This window comes from Rhodococcus sp. Ni2, assembly GCF_021352185.1.
Taxonomy (GTDB): Bacteria; Actinomycetota; Actinomycetes; order Mycobacteriales; family Mycobacteriaceae; genus Rhodococcus_F; species Rhodococcus_F qingshengii.
This window is the reverse complement of the sequence record NZ_WOXZ01000003.1, coordinates 302053-319351: the sequence shown is the minus strand read 5'-3', so window position 1 is coordinate 319351 and position 17299 is coordinate 302053. Positions and strand designations below refer to the sequence as shown.

General features: G+C 62.5%; 19 protein-coding genes. 13 read left to right on the top strand and 6 right to left on the bottom strand.

The genetic code is table 11. The features are described 5' to 3' along the window. Positions 1–244 precede the first annotated feature (244 nt). From sucB to GN300_RS27985, 5 genes are all read left to right on the top strand, one after another. On the top strand, positions 245–1996 hold the full coding sequence (gene sucB / locus GN300_RS28005) for a 2-oxoglutarate dehydrogenase, E2 component, dihydrolipoamide succinyltransferase (protein WP_063316284.1): 1752 nt from the start codon (positions 245–247) through the stop codon (positions 1994–1996). Positions 1997–2116: 120 nt separating this feature from the next. Continuing rightward, positions 2117–3004 carry a TIGR01777 family oxidoreductase gene (locus tag GN300_RS28000; protein ID WP_030537054.1) on the top strand — a complete coding sequence of 296 codons (888 nt, stop codon included), beginning with the start codon at positions 2117–2119 and terminating at the stop codon, positions 3002–3004. A gap of 29 nt (positions 3005–3033) precedes the next feature. Beyond that, positions 3034–3795, top strand: a complete 762-nt coding sequence (gene lipB, locus GN300_RS27995; RefSeq protein ID WP_063316165.1) for a lipoyl(octanoyl) transferase LipB — start codon at positions 3034–3036, stop codon at positions 3793–3795. Positions 3796–3846: 51 nt separating this feature from the next. After that, on the top strand, positions 3847–4857 hold the full coding sequence (gene lipA / locus GN300_RS27990) for a lipoyl synthase (RefSeq protein ID WP_003941610.1): 1011 nt from the start codon (positions 3847–3849) through the stop codon (positions 4855–4857). Positions 4858–4933: 76 nt separating this feature from the next. After that, positions 4934–5689, top strand: a complete 756-nt coding sequence (locus GN300_RS27985; RefSeq protein WP_003941625.1) for a DUF4191 domain-containing protein — start codon at positions 4934–4936, stop codon at positions 5687–5689. A gap of 73 nt (positions 5690–5762) precedes the next feature. On the opposite strand, the gene GN300_RS27980 is transcribed toward GN300_RS27985, so the two are convergent. Further along, a complete protein-coding gene (locus tag GN300_RS27980; protein WP_003941579.1) occupies positions 5763–6236 on the bottom strand; it encodes an RDD family protein in 474 nt (157 codons plus the stop codon). A 213-nt stretch (positions 6237–6449) separates the two neighbouring features. Here GN300_RS27980 and glnA point away from each other — a divergent pair, with 213 nt between their 5' ends. Further along, a complete protein-coding gene (glnA, locus tag GN300_RS27975) occupies positions 6450–7886 on the top strand; it encodes a type I glutamate--ammonia ligase (RefSeq protein WP_003941609.1) in 1437 nt (478 codons plus the stop codon). A 142-nt stretch (positions 7887–8028) separates the two neighbouring features. Here the strand turns inward: glnA and GN300_RS29940 are convergent, their stop codons facing one another. After that, positions 8029–8649 carry a YdeI family protein gene (locus tag GN300_RS29940; RefSeq protein ID WP_063316166.1) on the bottom strand — a complete coding sequence of 207 codons (621 nt, stop codon included), beginning with the start codon at positions 8647–8649 and terminating at the stop codon, positions 8029–8031. 122 nt (positions 8650–8771) lie between these two features. After that, positions 8772–9737, bottom strand: coding sequence for a YafY family protein (locus GN300_RS27965; RefSeq protein WP_063316167.1), 966 nt, complete (start codon positions 9735–9737; stop codon positions 8772–8774). 110 nt (positions 9738–9847) lie between these two features. Here GN300_RS27965 and GN300_RS27960 point away from each other — a divergent pair, with 110 nt between their 5' ends. After that, positions 9848–10789 carry an alpha/beta fold hydrolase gene (locus GN300_RS27960; RefSeq protein ID WP_063316285.1) on the top strand — a complete coding sequence of 314 codons (942 nt, stop codon included), beginning with the start codon at positions 9848–9850 and terminating at the stop codon, positions 10787–10789. A 680-nt stretch (positions 10790–11469) separates the two neighbouring features. Here the strand turns inward: GN300_RS27960 and GN300_RS27955 are convergent. After that, entirely contained in the window at positions 11470–11928 is a 459-nt protein-coding gene (locus tag GN300_RS27955) for a DUF5994 family protein (RefSeq protein WP_042921868.1), read from the bottom strand. Between the two features lie 96 nt (positions 11929–12024). Further along, positions 12025–12420 carry a PPOX class F420-dependent oxidoreductase gene (locus GN300_RS27950; protein WP_042445944.1) on the bottom strand — a complete coding sequence of 132 codons (396 nt, stop codon included), beginning with the start codon at positions 12418–12420 and terminating at the stop codon, positions 12025–12027. Between the two features lie 187 nt (positions 12421–12607). Between GN300_RS27950 and GN300_RS27945 the strand changes: the two genes are divergently transcribed. The 5 genes from GN300_RS27945 (at position 12608) to GN300_RS27925 (ending at position 15997) form a co-directional block, all read left to right on the top strand. Beyond that, complete coding sequence (locus GN300_RS27945) at positions 12608–13795, top strand: inorganic phosphate transporter (RefSeq protein WP_007735433.1); 1188 nt, start codon at positions 12608–12610, stop codon at positions 13793–13795. Between the two features lie 14 nt (positions 13796–13809). Further along, positions 13810–14091 carry a hypothetical protein gene (locus tag GN300_RS27940; RefSeq protein WP_063316168.1) on the top strand — a complete coding sequence of 94 codons (282 nt, stop codon included), beginning with the start codon at positions 13810–13812 and terminating at the stop codon, positions 14089–14091. A gap of 34 nt (positions 14092–14125) precedes the next feature. Then, positions 14126–14452 carry a DUF3349 domain-containing protein gene (locus GN300_RS27935; RefSeq protein ID WP_003941653.1) on the top strand — a complete coding sequence of 109 codons (327 nt, stop codon included), beginning with the start codon at positions 14126–14128 and terminating at the stop codon, positions 14450–14452. A gap of 11 nt (positions 14453–14463) precedes the next feature. Further along, positions 14464–14802, top strand: coding sequence for a DUF3349 domain-containing protein (locus tag GN300_RS27930; protein ID WP_007735437.1), 339 nt, complete (start codon positions 14464–14466; stop codon positions 14800–14802). Between the two features lie 151 nt (positions 14803–14953). Next, positions 14954–15997, top strand: a complete 1044-nt coding sequence (locus GN300_RS27925) for an alpha/beta hydrolase family protein (RefSeq protein ID WP_172827113.1) — start codon at positions 14954–14956, stop codon at positions 15995–15997. 72 nt (positions 15998–16069) lie between these two features. Here the strand turns inward: GN300_RS27925 and GN300_RS27920 are convergent, their stop codons facing one another. After that, entirely contained in the window at positions 16070–16462 is a 393-nt protein-coding gene (locus GN300_RS27920; protein ID WP_007735439.1) for a VOC family protein, read from the bottom strand. 56 nt (positions 16463–16518) lie between these two features. Here GN300_RS27920 and GN300_RS27915 point away from each other — a divergent pair, with 56 nt between their 5' ends. After that, positions 16519–17298, top strand: a complete 780-nt coding sequence (locus GN300_RS27915) for an AraC family transcriptional regulator (protein WP_233405715.1) — start codon at positions 16519–16521, stop codon at positions 17296–17298. Position 17299: the final 1 nt, after the last annotated feature.

Here is a 17299-nt window from a genome sequence, read left to right as displayed (position 1 = left end):
CGGACGCCCGACGCATACCTACTCGCCAGTAGCCGACACACCCGAAACGGACGGCATCCCCCTCATCGGACACGCCCGGCGTATCAATGGAAAGATGAACGACGGTGACGCCGCGCCCGCGCGTCGACATCGGCAAAATAGCTACAAGTAGCCGCACGTCGCGCGCCACTCGAGCACAATGCATTACGACCACAAGTCGACAAAATTCAACAACCCGAACACAACTGTCGAGGAGTCAAAAGACATGGCCTTCTCCGTCCAGATGCCAGCCCTAGGTGAGAGCGTCACCGAGGGAACTGTCACACGGTGGCTCAAGCAGGAAGGAGACACGGTCGAAGTCGACGAACCCTTGCTCGAAGTCTCCACGGACAAGGTCGACACCGAGATTCCGTCTCCCGTCGCCGGCGTCCTGACCAAGATCGTCGCGCAGGAAGACGACACCGTGGAAATCGGTGGCGAGCTCGCCCAGATCGGTGAAGCCGGCGAAGCCGCAGCACCCGCGGCAGAGGCACCCGCCCCCGCCGCCGAGGAAGCTCCCGCCGAGGAAGCGCCGGCTGCCGAAGCTCCCGCTGAAGAAGCTCCCGCTGCCGAGGCACCCGCCGCTTCGAGCGGTTCCGCTGAAGGTACCGCCGTGACGATGCCCGCCCTCGGCGAGTCCGTCACCGAAGGCACCGTCACCCGTTGGCTCAAGGCTGTCGGCGACGAGGTTGCCGTCGACGAGGCGCTGCTCGAAGTCTCGACCGACAAGGTCGACACAGAGATCCCGTCCCCCGTCGCCGGAATCCTGCTCGAGATCAATGCGCAGGAAGACGACACCGTCGAGATCGGTGGCCAGCTGGCCGTCGTCGGATCCGGCGCACCCGCCGCGGCTCCGGCACCCAAGGCCGCTCCCGCAGTACCGGCCGCACCCCCTGCCCCCAAGGCTGAGGCACCGAAGGCTGAGGCACCCAAGGCCGAGGCACCCAAGCCTGCTGCCGCACCGGCCGCACCCGCTCCGAAGCCTGCTGCGGCTCCCGCACCGGCGGCCGCACCCGCAGCGTCCGGCGACAGCAGCCCGTACGTCACCCCGCTCGTGCGCAAGCTCGCAACGGACAACGGCGTCGACCTCGCGACCGTCACCGGCACCGGCGTCGGCGGCCGCATCCGCAAGCAGGATGTGCTCGCCGCTGCGGAGGCCAAGAAGGCTCCCGCCGCCGCAGCTCCTGCTGCTGCAGCACCCGCGGCCGCACCGGCCGCCACCGCAGCCGCAGGCGTCCGACCCGAACTGGCACACCTGCGTGGAACCACGCAGAAGGCCAACCGTATTCGGCAGATCACGGCCACCAAGACGCGCGAGTCGCTGCAGAACACCGCTCAGCTCACGCAGACCTTCGAGGTGGACGTCACCAAGATCGTCGCCCTGCGGGCCCGTGCCAAGGCCGGCTTCATCGAGCGCGAAGGCGTCAACCTGACGTTCCTTCCGTTCTTCGCCAAGGCAGTCGTCGAGGCGCTGAAGTCGCACCCGAACATCAACGCCAGCTACGACGAGGCTGCCAAGCAGATCACCTACTACGACGCTGAGCACCTCGGCATCGCAGTGGACACCGATCAGGGCTTGCTCTCCCCCGTCATCCACAACGCCGGCGATCTCGGCCTGGCCGGCTTGGCCCGCGCCATCGCCGACATCGCCAAGCGTGCACGCTCGGGTGGCCTGAAGCCGGACGAGCTCTCGGGTGGCACCTTCACCATCACCAACATCGGCAGCCAGGGCGCGCTGTTCGACACCCCGATCCTGGTACCGCCGCAGGCGGCCATGCTCGGAACCGGCGCGATCGTCAAGCGCCCGATGGTGGTCACCGACGAGAACGGCAACGAGTCCATCGGCGTTCGCTCGATGATCTACTTGCCGCTGACCTACGATCACCGTCTGGTCGACGGCGCCGACGCCGGCCGATTCCTCACCACTGTGAAGCAGCGGTTGGAAGAAGCCTCGTTCGAAGCTGATCTGGGCCTGTAAGCAACTGCTCGGCCGGCCGGGGCGTCATCTCCATCAGGAGGTGGCGCCCCGGCTTTTTCAGTACGGTCGGAGATATACGTTCGGATATCGAAGCACGCTGAATCGAAGGAGGCTTTCCGAATGCGAGTAGTCATCGCCGGCTCGTCCGGTTTGATCGGAACGGCCTTGGTGTCATCGTTGCGCTCCGACAACCACGACGTGGTGCGTCTGGTGCGACGCTCGACCGCCGGCCCCGACGAATCGCGTTGGGACCCGGACCACGACCGTCTGGACCTCTCCGTCCTGCAGGGCGCCGACGCCGTCGTGAACCTCTGCGGCGTCGGCATCGGCGACAAACGGTGGTCGGGTTCCTACAAGCAAGCGATCCGTGACAGCCGCATCGTCGCGACCGACGTCTTGGCCGAAGCGGTCGCGAGTCAGAAGGTTCCCGTCCTCGCCAACGCGAGCGCCGTCGGCTATTACGGCGACACCGGCGACAAGATCGTCGACGAGGATTCGCCGGCAGGCACAGACTTTCTCGCCACGACGTGTCGCGATTGGGAACTTGCCACCGAACCGGCGCGTGCGGCGGGTGCCCGCGTCGTCAATCTGCGGTCCGGCGTCGTGATTTCACCTCATGGGGGCATGCTCGGTCGGCTTCGGCGCCTTTATTCGTTCGGCCTCGGCGGGCGACTGGGCAACGGTCGCCAGTACTTTCCGTGGATCTCACTCGAGGACGAGTGCGACGCGATCAAGTTCGCGCTCACGAATTCCGAACTCTCCGGTCCCGTCAACCTGACCGGTCCGGCCCCTGTCACCAATGCCCAGTTCAATGACGCCATGTCCCGTGCGGTCCACCGACCGGCTCCCTGGATCGTTCCCGGGTTCGCACTCGAAGCGTTGATCGGAGAATTCGCCAAGAGCGGCATCCTCGGTGGCCAGCGCGCCATTCCCGCAGCTTTGGAAAGGGCGGGATTCTCTTTCCGCCACAACACGATCGGCGAAGCGCTGGCGGCCGCACTCGGTTGATTCCGAAGTCGGGCGTAATCTCTACGTCCATGAGCAGCGCTGCCGTTTCCGCCCGGTTCTCGAAACTGCCGATCGCCGTCGAGCAACACGGTTCGATCGACTACAACGCCGCGTGGGACCGCCAGCGTGAGCTCGCGGCTGCGCGGGCGGACGACATCGGACCGGACACGCTACTGCTCCTCGAACACCCGCCGGTGTACACGGCAGGACGACGCACGGAACCCGAAGATCGTCCCGTCGACGGCACGCCTGTCATCGACGTCGACCGCGGCGGGAAGATCACCTGGCACGGCCCCGGCCAGCTGGTGGGATATCCGATCGTGAAACTGGCCGAGCCCATCGACGTGGTGCGGTATGTCCGACGCATCGAGGAAGCACTGATCACGGTGTGCACGGACCTCGGCCTGAACTGCGGGCGCATCGACGGCCGCTCCGGCGTCTGGCTGCCCGCCGAACTCGCAAACGGGCAATGGAAGCCCGAGCGCAAGGTTTCAGCCATCGGCGTGCGCGTCCAACGGGGCGTGGCACTGCACGGCTTCTCCCTGAACTGCAATTCGGTCCTGACCGGATTCGACAACATCATTCCCTGCGGCATCCGTGACGCCGGAGTCACGACGCTGTCGCAGGAACTCGGTCGCGACGTCACCGTGGACGAAGTCACTCCCGCTGTGACCGAGGCAGTGATCGCTGCTCTCGACGGAACCATGCCCGTCACCGAACGGAACGTCGAGCGCGTCACCTTCGAAAGCGCCTCGCCTACTCCGACTTTTACTACCGTTCAGTACAGCTGACGGGCTCGCCCGAACCCCGTTGCAGTAATCACCGGGCGTAGGATCACTGTCGTGACTATCGCCCCAGAAGGACGTAAGCTGCTCCGTCTCGAGATCCGAAACGCGGAGACGCCCATCGAACGCAAACCCAACTGGATCAAGACCCGAGCAAAGATGGGCCCCGAGTACACAGAGCTCAAGGGCCTGGTCAAGCGTGAAGGTTTGCACACCGTCTGCGAGGAAGCGGGCTGCCCCAACATCTACGAATGCTGGGAAGACCGCGAAGCCACGTTCCTGATCGGCGGCGAGCAGTGCACACGCCGCTGCGACTTCTGCCAGATCGACACCGGCAAGCCCGAAGCCCTCGACCGCGACGAGCCCCGTCGCGTCGCGGAAAGCGTTCAGGCCATGGGCCTTCGGTACTCCACGATCACCGGCGTCGCCCGCGACGACCTCCCCGACGGCGGCGCCTGGCTCTACGCCGAGACCGTCCGCAAGATCCACGAACTCAACCCGGGCACCGGCGTCGAGAACCTGGTGCCGGACTTCAACGGCAAGCCCGAACTGCTCGACGAGGTCTTCGCCTCACGCCCCGAGGTCCTCGCCCACAACCTCGAGACCGTCCCCCGCATCTTCAAGCGGATCCGTCCGGCATTCCGGTACCAGCGCAGCCTCGACGTCATCACCGCAGCACGCGACTACGGACTGGTCACCAAGTCCAACCTGATCCTCGGCATGGGCGAAACCCCTGAAGAGGTCACCGAGGCGATGGCGGATCTCCACGCCGCCGGTTGCGACATCCTCACCATCACCCAGTACCTTCGACCCTCGCCCCGGCACCACCCCGTCGAGCGGTGGGTCAAGCCCGAGGAGTTCGTCGCACACTCGAAGGCTGCAGAAGAGATGGGCTTCGCCGGCGTCATGGCCGGTCCGTTGGTTCGCTCGTCGTACCGCGCCGGCCGCCTGTATGCGCAGGCCATGGCACATCACGGCCGTGAACTTCCCGAGGCGCAGCGTCATCTGACCGAGGGCGGCGACGCTTCCCAGGAAGCCAGCTCACTCATGGCGCGCCTGAATCGCTGATCCACTTTTTGCTGTGCGCCTTTATTAACCGCGGGCGGTTAGTAAAGGCGCACAGCAATGGACGTATCCTGGGTACATGGCGAACGGCAGCAAATCCGGTAAGGGCAAACCCACCAAAGAGGCAAAGGCTGCAGCGAAGGCTGCCCGCAAGCAGGCTTCCAAGGAACGTAGAACTCAGCTCTGGCAGGCATTCCAGATGCAGCGCAAGGACGACAAGCTCCTCCTGCCGCTGATGATCGGCACCCTCGTCGGTGCGGCTCTGGTCTTCTTCCTGGTCGGCCTCATCTGGGGCCTTCAGTGGTTCCTGCTGCCGATCGGCATCGTTCTCGGTCTCCTCGGCGCCTTCATCATCTTCGGTCGTCGCGTCCAGAAATCGGTGTACAAGAAGGCTGAAGGTCAGGCCGGTGCCGCTGCGTGGGCGCTCGACAACATGCAGGGTGCGTGGCGCGTCACGAATGCCGTCGCCGGCACTACCCAACTCGATGCCGTTCACCGCGTCGTCGGACGGCCGGGTGTCATCCTCGTCGCCGAAGGTTCGCCGCAACGCGTCAAGGGCCTCCTCGCGCAGGAGAAGAAGAAGACCGCCCGCCTCATCGGCGACACCCCGATCTACGACATCATCATCGGCAACGACGAGGGCCAGGTTCCGCTCTCGCAGCTCCAGCGCTACTTGAACAAGTTGCCCCGCAACATCGACACCAAGCGCATGGACAACATCGAAGGTCGCCTCGCTGCACTGAGCGCACGCGGCGGCGGAGCAGCGCTTCCCAAGGGCCCGATGCCCGGAGGCGCGAAGATGAAGGGAATGCAGCGAACCATTCGTCGTCGCTGACACTCCCCCACAGCAAAACGAAAGACCCGGGCCCACACGGACCCGGGTCTTTCTTTACTTCGAGAAATTTGTGTCAGCGCGACTTCACGAGCAAAGTGCCGGTCGCGCGGTCCTGCATACCGCGACCGTCGATGTCGGTGATGGTCGCGGGAATCACGAACACAAGCAGTGCCTGACGTCCGAGCGCGCGCACGAAGCCCACTCGGATCGGGCCTTCGATACGCGCAACCTGAAGTCCGAGGACGAACTGCCCCGGGGTGAAGTTGAACAGAGCCACGGTGACGACACCGACGGCGAACCACACCATCAGCGTGACAGTCGAGGTCATACCGTCGAAGAAGTCGCCGGTGATGAGCGAGGCCACTCCCACAGCCATCACCCAATCCACCAACAGTGCCGCGATACGACGGCCCGAACCGACCAGCGAACCCGGACCCTCCTGAGGGAAACCGAGGAGCTCGCCACGGTACGACTGCTCACGGCCGTCCGCGCTCTTCGGCAAAGCTGCTTGCGGCCCAGAGAGCCAAGTTCCGGTGATACGTGCCATGCTGTCCAGGATAGGCGTCGCAGCACCGTAGTCCAGATTTGCCGGGTTTTAACTGTGTGGCCGGTCACATGGACTTCGGAAATCCCCAGGATGCTGCGACGCGTAACACTGCCGAAACAAAGGGTTGACGAGCGGGCAACACCAGCTCCCTACCGTCTGCCTCGACGGATTCAACCGACATCACTTGGCTGAAGCGACTTAAGGAGCACAAGCGTGGCGTTCACCACGGCCGAAGAGGTCATCAAGTACATCGCGGACGAGAACATCGAGTACGTCGACATTCGGTTCAGCGACCTGCCCGGCGTCCAGCAGCACTTCTCGATCCCGGCGTCTGCTTTCAACCAGGACGTGTTCGAGGACGGCCTCGCATTCGACGGATCTTCGGTCCGCGGATTCCAGTCGATCCACGAGTCCGACATGATGTTGCTTCCCGACGTCACCACGGCGCAGATCGACCCCTTCCGCAAGGCGAAGACCCTCAACATCAACTTCTTCGTGCACGACCCGTTCACCCGTGAGTCCTACAGCCGCGACCCGCGCAACGTTGCCCGCAAGGCCGAGGAGTACTTGGTCAGCACCGGCATCGCGGACACCGCATTCTTCGGCGCCGAGGCCGAGTTCTACATCTTCGACTCGGTTCGCTACGACTCCGGCATGAACTCCGCTTTCTACGAATTGGATTCCATCTCCGGTTCCTGGAACACCGGCGCAGAGACCAACGCCGACGGCTCCCCGAACCTCGGCTACAAGGTTCGCGCCAAGGGTGGCTACTTCCCCGTCGCTCCGTACGACCACTACGTGGACCTGCGCGACGAAATCTCCACCAACCTGACCAACGCAGGCTTCGAGCTCGAGCGCGGCCACCACGAGGTCGGCACCGGCGGACAGCAGGAGATCAACTACAAGTTCAACACGCTGCTCGCAGCGGCCGACGACCTGCAGCTATTCAAGTACATCGTCAAGAACACCTGCTGGCAGCACGGCAAGTCCGCCACCTTCATGCCGAAGCCGCTCTTCGGTGACAACGGTTCGGGCATGCACGTCCACCAGTCCCTGTGGAAGGACGGCAAGCCCCTCTTCCACGACGAGTCCGGCTACGCGGGCCTCTCGGACATGGCTCGCCACTACATCGGCGGCATCCTGCACCACGCTCCGTCGCTGTTGGCCTTCACCAACCCGACGATCAACTCGTACCACCGTCTGGTGCCGGGCTACGAAGCCCCCATCAACCTCGTGTACAGCCAGCGCAACCGCTCGGCAGCTGTCCGTATCCCGATCACGGGCAACAACCCGAAGGCAAAGCGTCTCGAGTTCCGCGCACCCGACTCCTCGGGTAACCCGTACCTCAACTTCGCTGCACAGATGATGGCCGGCCTGGACGGCATCAAGAACAAGATCGAGCCGATGGCTCCGGTCGACAAGGACCTCTACGAGCTTCCCCCGGAGGAGGCTCGCAACATCCCGCAGGCTCCGACCAGCCTCGAGACGGTCATCAACCGCCTCGAAGCCGATCACGAGTACCTGACCGAGGGTGGCGTCTTCACCACCGACCTGATCGAGACCTGGATCTCGCTCAAGCGCGAGCAGGAAATCGCTCCGGTCAACCTGCGTCCGCACCCGTACGAGTTCGAGCTCTACTACGACGTGTGATCCGCATCCTGACGTAAGTCAGACCTGCGAGTACCGAGTCCACCCGTCCCGCTTCTGCGGGGCGGGTGGACTTGTTTCGTCCGAGGAAAACCCTCGGACAGATGATGACCGGCCTTCATACCGGACGCGGTCGAATCGCGGATCAGCCGCGGGCACGTTGACCGATGGCCGCATTGTTGACGATATGGGCGATTCGACCTGCCCGTGTTGCGTCTCGAGCGGCACTGACGATCCACCACAGCATCTGTTTGCGGGCGCTGGGCGGAAAACTGTCCCAGTTGCTTCGCGCTTGCGTGTCCAGGTCCAGCGCCGCCTGCAAGTCAGATGGTTCCTCGAGGTCTTCGACTTGGTCGAGAATCGTCCACCAACCAGTGGATTTCGCGGCAGCAATGGCACCACGACCAGCAGCGGTCATGAGGCCACGCGCCTCCATATCAGCTGCGCGTTCGCGGTTGAGTCGGGTCCAGGAACTCTTGCGTCTCCGCGGTGTGAACAGTTGCAAATTGCGCTCTTCGTCGAAGATGGTGTTAGTGGAATCGATCCACCCAAAGCAGATCGCTTCCTCAACGGCCTGAGGGTAGGGGCAGCGTGGTCGGCTGGTGGTGGTGCGCCAGGAGCACAACCACACTCCACGGCCTGACGTGTGATTGTCCGTCAACCAAGTTCGCCACTGTTCGCGAGTCTCGGCGTGGATGATCGGGTAGTCGAACTTCCACGTCGGGGGGTGGACGGAAGCCGGCGGCGATGATTTCGAATCGGTCACTTACTCTCCAAGCCTAGAGGGAATCGGATACGTGTCTCGATAGACGAGGGGCCTGCGCAGGGAACACGTCCCCGCGGCAACTTGGACGTGAATGGTCTTGTCGCGCAATCCTCTTCTGACTGTCATGGTGGCGAGACCCTGAGGTGAAGGGCGAGCCGACTGACGGTGTCGGCAAGCTCGGTTGGTTCGATGACGACCACTGGGGCGGTGAGCGCAATGCGCGCAACCGTCATGGCGAGCCTGCCGAGATCTTCGCTGCGGATCTCGACAAGGCAGCGGTCCGCTGCCACCTCGATCGGTGTGTGGTCAATCCATCTGAGTACGCCCTCGAGGTCGGCGAACGTAGCTTCGATGGCGAGTTTTGCATCGTGGTGACGGGGTGGCGAGCCAACTGATCTCGCGACGAAGCCTGCCGCGTCACCGCCCGGGATCTCGCGTGGCGTGAAATGACTGCCTGCCAGCCAGGGCTCCGAGAGCCGGTCCAGTCGAAATGTTCGCCAATCCGAACGATGGTGGTCCCATGCTACGAGATACCAACGACGTCCCGCCGTGACAAGGCGGTGCGGCTCGACGAGCCGTCTGCTGCTCTCGCCATCACCTCGCCGGTAGTCGAAACGAACGTGCTCGTGGTCACGACATGCCGCAGCGAGCACACTGAGTGCTTCGGGATCGACGATGTCGTCATCTGCCCGCCGTATGGAACTGACGCTCGAATGCAATGCCGACACACGTCGGCGAAGTCGATGGGGCAGGAGTGTTTCGATCTTCGTCAGCGCGCGCAGCGACGTTTCTTCGATGCCGCCGATGGCGGCCTCGGCGGCGTAGCGCAGTCCGACGGCTACGGCCACGGACTCGTCATCGTCGAGGATCAGGGGCGGCACGTGCGCCCCCGTTGCAAGTCGGTAGCCCCCGTATTTTCCGGACGTGGAATCGACCGGATAGCCGAGGTCGCGTAGGCGATCGATGTCGCGACGTACCGTCCGCTGCGTGACATCGAGTCGTGCGGCAAGTTCGGCACAGTGCCAGAAGCGATGGGTCTGAAGGAGCGAGAGCAGTTGCAGTGCTCGGCCTGTGGGATCGTTCCGCATTTCTTCAGATTGCCAGCGATCTAGGACTTTATGTGTCCACGATGCTTCCTATCGTCGGAGCAACCGGTCGATCCAGACACGAGATCGGTACTCGACTCAAAGGAGCATCCGTGAATCCATCCGACTTCCCCAGGCCCGTCCTCATCCCAGTGAACGGCGTGGAACTTGAAGTCTTCGAAGCAGGGCGACACAATGCCGGGAAACCCATCGTGTTGTGTCACGGATGGCCAGAGCACGCCTATTCCTGGCGATACCAGGTGCGCGCCCTTGTCGAGGCGGGCTACCACGTCATCGTCCCGAATCAACGCGGCTACGGCAATTCGTCACGTCCGACCGAAGTGACGGACTATGACATCGAACATTTGGCGGGTGATCTCATCGCACTTCTCGATCACTACGGCTACGACGATGCCACCTTTGTCGGTCACGATTGGGGTGCCTTTGTCGTGTGGGGCCTTACCCTGTTGCACCCGGACCGGGTAAACAAAGTGATCAACCTGAGCCTGCCCTACCAGGATCGCGGAGAGCAGCCGTGGATTGAGTTCATGGAAGCCGTGCTTGGCGGTGATTTCTACTTCGTCCATTTCAATCGACAGCCGGGCGTCGCGGACGCGGTGTTCGAAGACAACACCTTCCGGTTCCTCCGCAACCTGTACCGGAAGAACGAACCCCTCAGGGAACCTCAGCCGGGTATGGCGCTGATCGATCTCGCCAAAGCAGAGACACCACTCGGTGAGCCCCTGATGAGCGATAGAGAATTGGCCGTTTTCGTCTCCGCCTTCGAATCGACAGGATTCACGGGCAGTGTGAACTGGTACAGGAACCTTGACCGCAACTGGCATCTGCTGGCGGAGGTGGACCCGATCATCCAACAGCCCACACTCATGATCTACGGCGACCGTGACGCGATCGCGAGAGCTGAGAACCTGACAGAGTTCGTGCCCAATGTGGAAGTAGTCAATCTCGATTGCGGTCACTGGATCCAACAAGAAAGACCCGAAGAGACCAACCAAGCGATCTTGAACTGGCTGCAGCGGCAGGATGCCACATAGTTTCAAGGCTAGGTGCGGACTCAGTGAAAATGTCAGTCTCATTCAAGTCCAGTGGGGGGCTTGATCCGGACCGACCTTCTTCGAGATTTGGCGAGAGCGTCGGTAAACAAACCATGCACTCAACCCGACGATGGGCACAAGCCAAATCCCGACAGAGAAGGCGACAGCGCGCCACACACCGACTCGCCCGGACACAGAAACCACATCGGCCGTTCCGACAAGACACAGGGAAAGCCAAATCAAGGCGAGAATGAATCCGCCGCCGTAAAGAAGAAAGAATGCTTCGAATCCGTCCATGCAGTCCATTCCACTGTCGGCGCAGTCCTGAAGCCCAGCCGCACCGAGTAGGGAAATGTTCACGGTGGCGATGCTACGGGCCAGGGCGTCCCGAACTGCCGAACAAGCGGGCGGATTCGGCGATGCGAACGCCGCTCAGCCCGAACAGAGTAGAAGCCCCACCCCCGTGGGGAGGGCGGGGCTTCCTCTGGTCCGGCGCTCACGCACAGTGGGAGGGTGGTGGACATGCCGGACCGACGACACGGCAGGGAGTCAAGCTGCCGCGCCCAAGCGCTGACCTGAGGGAATGCGCCTGAGATCGTGGTTACGAGAACCATCAAACCAGACAAACTGGACGCATGTTCAGGAATCGCGAGATTCGACCCCCGCACGTCAGAAAGATCTCACTGCACCCGATAGGTTTCGCTGCGGACAGGATCCACCAACCGCCGCATGACCTCGTACGCGCGGTCCGGATCCGTGTACGGCGGAATCATCATCAAAACGAGTTGACGACCATAGATGTCGTCGAGATACATCAAATCGTGGGGCTGGCCAGGGTACGGACCCCGCACTTCCAGTCCGTCGACCTCGTCGATACGACGCTGCGCGCTGCTGATCGTGTTCCAGTCGAACGCAACCCGCGCGATCGGCCCCAACCTCAGCGAAAGTGCGGATATCAGATCGTGAAGCTCCGCCGTGACGTTCGTGGTCCACGGGAACCACGCGCCGTCAACCGATGCCTTGACGGCACCTTGCCCACGAAGCAGGAATCGCGGAGTCCGCGTCGGCGACGGGAAAGGTTGCCCGACATGGCGCTGCGGCGCTTCCATTGCATAGTCGAGAGTGCTGATGTGCGCCATGACGAGGCTCCTTGACGGAGGATTCGTGGAACCGTCAGGCAGAGGTGCCCGGTCGTGGGTTCCATACCTTCAGACTACTCCGCTACGCAATCCCGACTACGCATCGACGGAAATGATCACGCCGGTGTCGCCGTACGGGAACGGACCATTACCGATGTGACCAAGGGTGTTGAAGAATTTCGAAATAGGCACCATCACACCGTATTTCGCTTTGACTTTGCTGCGGATCTCGTCGAATTCAGCTCCACCGCTCACCAACTGAGCGGTCCCGGTGACCGGCGACGCACCGTCGGCAACCTTTCCGCGGTTGTTGCACGGCACCACGGTGACGCGTGGGTTGTTCCGCAGACGCTTGGCCTTACCCGACTTCGAGGAAGTCCAGAAGCCGATACGTCCGTCAGGCAGAGGCACGACCCACGTCGGCGTGGCTACGCCATCACCGCTCTTACGGAATGTGGTGACCGAGATCGTCTTCTCTTCGCCCAGGGACATGAAACGAGCGTATGCCTCCACAACCTCCACGACCATGCACGCGAATGAATTTTCTCTACCCCAGGAGTTTCAAAACGGACAATTATCCGGACGAAGGTGAACAACAGGTGCCGAGTGGTGGAAATGTCGCGGAACGACCACGTCTGAGGTCGATTTGAGGCCCGGAGGTGTTGGAACATGACTTCTCGTGAATGCGGAACTCATCGTTCTCCTCGTCGTCGTCGTAACCGCTCTGGGGTTCGACTTCACCAACGGTTTTCATGACACTGGCAACGCTATGGCCACGTCGATTGCAACCGGCGCCCTCAAGCCCAAGGTGGCAGTCGCTCTGTCTGCTTCCTTGAACCTGGTCGGAGCTTTCCTCTCGGTAGAGGTTGCTGCCACCGTGGCCAAGGGCGTGGTGAACCTCGGAAATGTGGGTGGCCAAGCGCTGCTCACCATCGTCTTCGCCGGCCTTGTCGGCGGCATCATCTGGAACCTGGCAACGTGGTTGCTCGGCATCCCCTCGAGTTCCTCACACGCACTGTTCGGCGGCCTGATCGGCGCCGCCATCGCGTCCCTCGGCATGAGCGGTGTCGCCTGGAGCGGCGTCCTCAGCAAGGTTGTCATCCCCGCAGTTCTCGCTCCCGTCGTGGCCGGCTTGGTTGCCGCGGCCGGCACCTGGCTCATCTACCGCATCACCTCCAACGTCGGAGAAGAAACCAAGGACAAAGGTTTCCGACTCGGCCAGATCGGTTCGGCTTCACTCGTTTCCCTCGCACACGGCACCAACGACGCTCAGAAGACCATGGGCGTCATCTTCCTCGCCCTGGTCGCCCACGGAACCATTTCCGCCGACGCGGACATGCCGTTCTGGGTCAAGCTCACCTGTGCGCTCGCGATCGCTGCCGGAACCTACCTCGGCGGTTGGCGAGTCATCCGCACTCTCGGCAAGGGACTTGTCGAGATTGCCGCACCACAAGGCATGGCAGCCGAAGCATCCTCTGCTGCAATCATTCTCACCTCCAGCCACCTCGGCCTTCCGCTCTCCACCACCCATGTGGCGACGGGTTCCATCATGGGAACCGGTCTGGGACGCAAGGGCGCCGAAGTTCGTTGGGGCGTAGCCGGACGTATGGCGGTCGCCTGGTTGATCACTCTTCCGTCCGCTGCAATCGTCGGCGCTCTGTGCTGGGGACTGGCCGACATCGTCGGCGGCCTGCCCGGTGTCCTGGTCGTCTTCGCCGTGCTCATCGCGTTGGCCGGCTGGATGTACCTGCGCTCCCGCAAGGAGCCCATCGATCCGAGCAACGTCAACGCCGAGTGGGACGGCGGCCTGGTGCCTGCAGAGGTCCCCGGTCCGGACGCCCGCGTCACCACCGACGCCAAAGCCTGAAAGAGGGAATCGACATGGATATCTTGAAAAACACCGTCGACTCGCTCTGGCAGGTCGTACTGGTCGGCCTCCTGCTGGGCGCCGGACTACCGGCGATCTTCGCAATCGGCCTGAAGTCGCTCGACGCCGGACAACGTGGCAGTGGCGGCGGGCGCACTGCCGTCGCGGCTCGCAGTCCGTTGGCCGTGGCAGGCGCAGTGGTGTGCTTCGCGGTCGTGCTCATCGCGATCGTCACCGGAATCCTCTTCATCATGCAGGGCTTCCTCAGCCACACATTCGGCATCGAGATCTTCTGATCCCGTGCGCCCTCACGAGCGGAAAGACATCACCGTGACTGCACCGACTCCATCCCTTCCTCAATCCATTCTTGACTGGCTTCGCGCCGGCTACCCCGAAGGCATACCGCCCAAGGACCGCATTCCGCTGGTCGCATTGCTACGACGCAAACTCTCGGACGCGCAAATTCGAGACATTGCCATCGGCGCTGCACTCGCAGAACTGAGCGACGTCAACAGCGACCAGGTGATCTCGAGCGACGAGATCAGCGCTCAGATCGCCGATCTGACGAGCCAGACTCCCTCGGACGAGGACATCGCGCGCGTTGCCTCCGTCCTTGCTGCCGCCGGGTGGCCCCTCGCTGATCTCGACAACCACTGAAGCTCGATTCGTTGAGTCTTCCACCACTTCTGGCTTCGATACTCGGCTGGCTGCGTGCCGGGTATCCGAACGGTGTGCCGGAGCAGGACTACGTCCCTTTGATGGCCCTGCTCCGGCGACAACTGTCCGACGACGAGATCGCCGTTCTTGCTGACGATCTCGTCGCCGGCTTTCCGCTTCCGGTCGATCCGATCGACTTTCCCGGTTCGGTCGATCCGATCGACATCGGCGTCCTCATCACCAAGGTCACCGACGATATTCCGCACGAATCGGACGTCGCTCGGGTACGTGAACACCTGATTCGTGGAGGTTGGCAAATCGTGGCACAACCTCCGGTCGACGACGCCTGACGGCATTACGGTAAATCGGACCAGTTTGATAACGAACCGGTAACGGTGCCGTCGAGGTCAATACAGACCACTTAGTGTCATAAGGAATTCCGCGCCTCGGGGGGCTCGGTCGGATTTCGGTGTGCAAGCACCTTTGGGGCGGGAGTGATACATGCACGAGGCTCACACAGATTTGGCGAAGAACCCAGATATTTCGAACCCGGATCTTTCGAGAAACCGTATTTCGAAACGAATCAAGCGTCGGATCCTGGGCCTCGCAGCGACAGCACTCGCACTCCCCCTGACCGCAGGCCTGATCAGCGGATCGGTAGCGACCGCAGCGCCCGCGCGTACCGCCCCGGCCGGTGGCTACGAGGAAGTGTTCGTAGACTCGTCGATGGGACCGATCAAGGTTCAGATCCAGTGGGCTTCGCGCGGCGGCAACGCGGCGCTCTATCTTCTCGATGGCCTACGAGCACGCGACGACCGAAACGCATGGAGTTTCGAGACCAACGCTCTCGAGCAGTATCGCGGCGACAACGTCACCCTGGTCATGCCGGTCGGCGGGCAGTCCAGCTTTTACTCCGACTGGTATGCGAACAGCAATTTGAATCGCCAGCCGGTCACGTACAAATGGGAAACCTTCCTCACCCAGGAACTTCCCGCCTATCTGGAATCGCGCGGCGTCTCCCGAACCAACAACGGCGTGCTCGGACTGTCCATGGGTGGCAGCGCGGCACTGACGCTAGCCGCCTACCACCGCGATCAGTTCAAGTTCGCCGGTTCGCTCTCGGGATACCTCAACATCTCAGCTCCAGGCATGCGTGAGGCGATCCGGGTGGCCATGGTCAGCGCCGGGTCCTTCAATGTCGATGCAATGTGGGGACCGCCGTGGAACCCCGCTTGGCTCCGCAACGATCCCTTCGTGTTTGCACCCGAACTGGCTGGGCTCTCGCTGTACATATCCGCTGCGAGCGGCCTGCCCGGGCAGTTCGATCAACCGCGTCGGCCCGTCGACTTCGTGAATACCGGAAGTGCCATCGGGCTCGAGGCCCTTGCCTTGATGAACTCACGGGCATTCCAACTGCGCATGAACTCCCTGGGAATTCCGGCAACGTACAGCTTCCCGGCCAACGGCACTCATTCGTGGCCGTACTGGGGTGCAGAACTGTGGAAGGCCCGAGGCCAGATCCTCGACACCCTGAACGCTTGGTGAACTGACAACGACTCGATCACCGACAACCGCAGGCCCCGACCGATATTCGTTCGGGGCCTGCGTCGTTCGAATTCAGAGCGCGGCAAAGAGATCCACGGTATTGCCGTCGGGATCGAGAAGAACGGCGTAGCGCTGGCCCCACACGGCATCAAATGGCTCTTTATGTCCGGGGAAGTCGGCTGTGATGCGCTGATACGCCTCGTCGACTGCAGCGGGTGTCCCGAAATCGAAGGCCAAAGCGACGGGGTGTCGACCTTCCCCGACAGCGAAGTCCGGATCGAAGCTCGTGATGGTGGACAGCGCGTCCCAGGCCAGCCGAAGCCCACCGTCGAAAGTGAACTCCACGTGTGGAGCGTCAGCGGGTGTTTCCGGAATGTCGAGCCCGAGGGTTCGGTAGAACGCGAGGGAACGCGCGAGATCGTTGGTGACGATTCCGACGAGATCGAGTCTCGGAGAGACGGACACGGTATTTCTCCTGTTTCGGGTCGAGAAGTGATCGGCGAGTGTGTGACGATGATCTGATGACCGGCACTGACACCCTCGCTCTTGACGGTAGTCGGACGGTAGCGTCGAGTCTTGAACAAAACGGCCACACCTATGTCGAGACTCGGATCACCGATTCGGCCGGCCTCTTCAGTTGCACGTGGAAAAGCACCAGCGAAGCCCATACGCCCACGGAAGCAAAGCGGATTCTTCCCGATCTCTGCGCCGACTTCATCGTCGACAGCACCGGAAAGTCGTGGCTCGTCGGACCTGCCACCGGTGCCGATCTGGTTTCGGTCGCCGCCGGTACAACCATGTGGGGCATCCGGATCAATCCACCGGCTCTGCGGAGCCTGCTCGGCACAGCTGCCGACGCGGTGCAGGATTCGAAGATCGCCTTCGACGACATCCTCACTTCCAGACAAGCGCGGGTACTTGCCGACGCCCTGAGCCACGAGGCAGTCGACGCTCACCTACTGGGCCAGTTGTGGCGCGGACTGGAACCCGACCACGGAATCGAGCGTGGTTACTCCGCGCTCATCTCCTCCCCTTCCACGCCGATACGAGAGATTGCTGCAGACCTCGGTGTTTCCGAACGTCATTTCAGACGATCGATCACATCGGCGGTCGGGCTGTCCCCCAAACTGATTCAGAAGGTGCAACGAATGCAGGACGTGTTGACTCTCAGCCGCGGCGCAAAACTCACGCTGTCGTCGCTGGCCGGTCGCGCCGGCTACGCCGACCAAGCCCACCTCGCACGCGATACGCGTGCACTGGCAGGTCTGACACCGACTCAGCTACTGCGCGAGCACCGGTAAC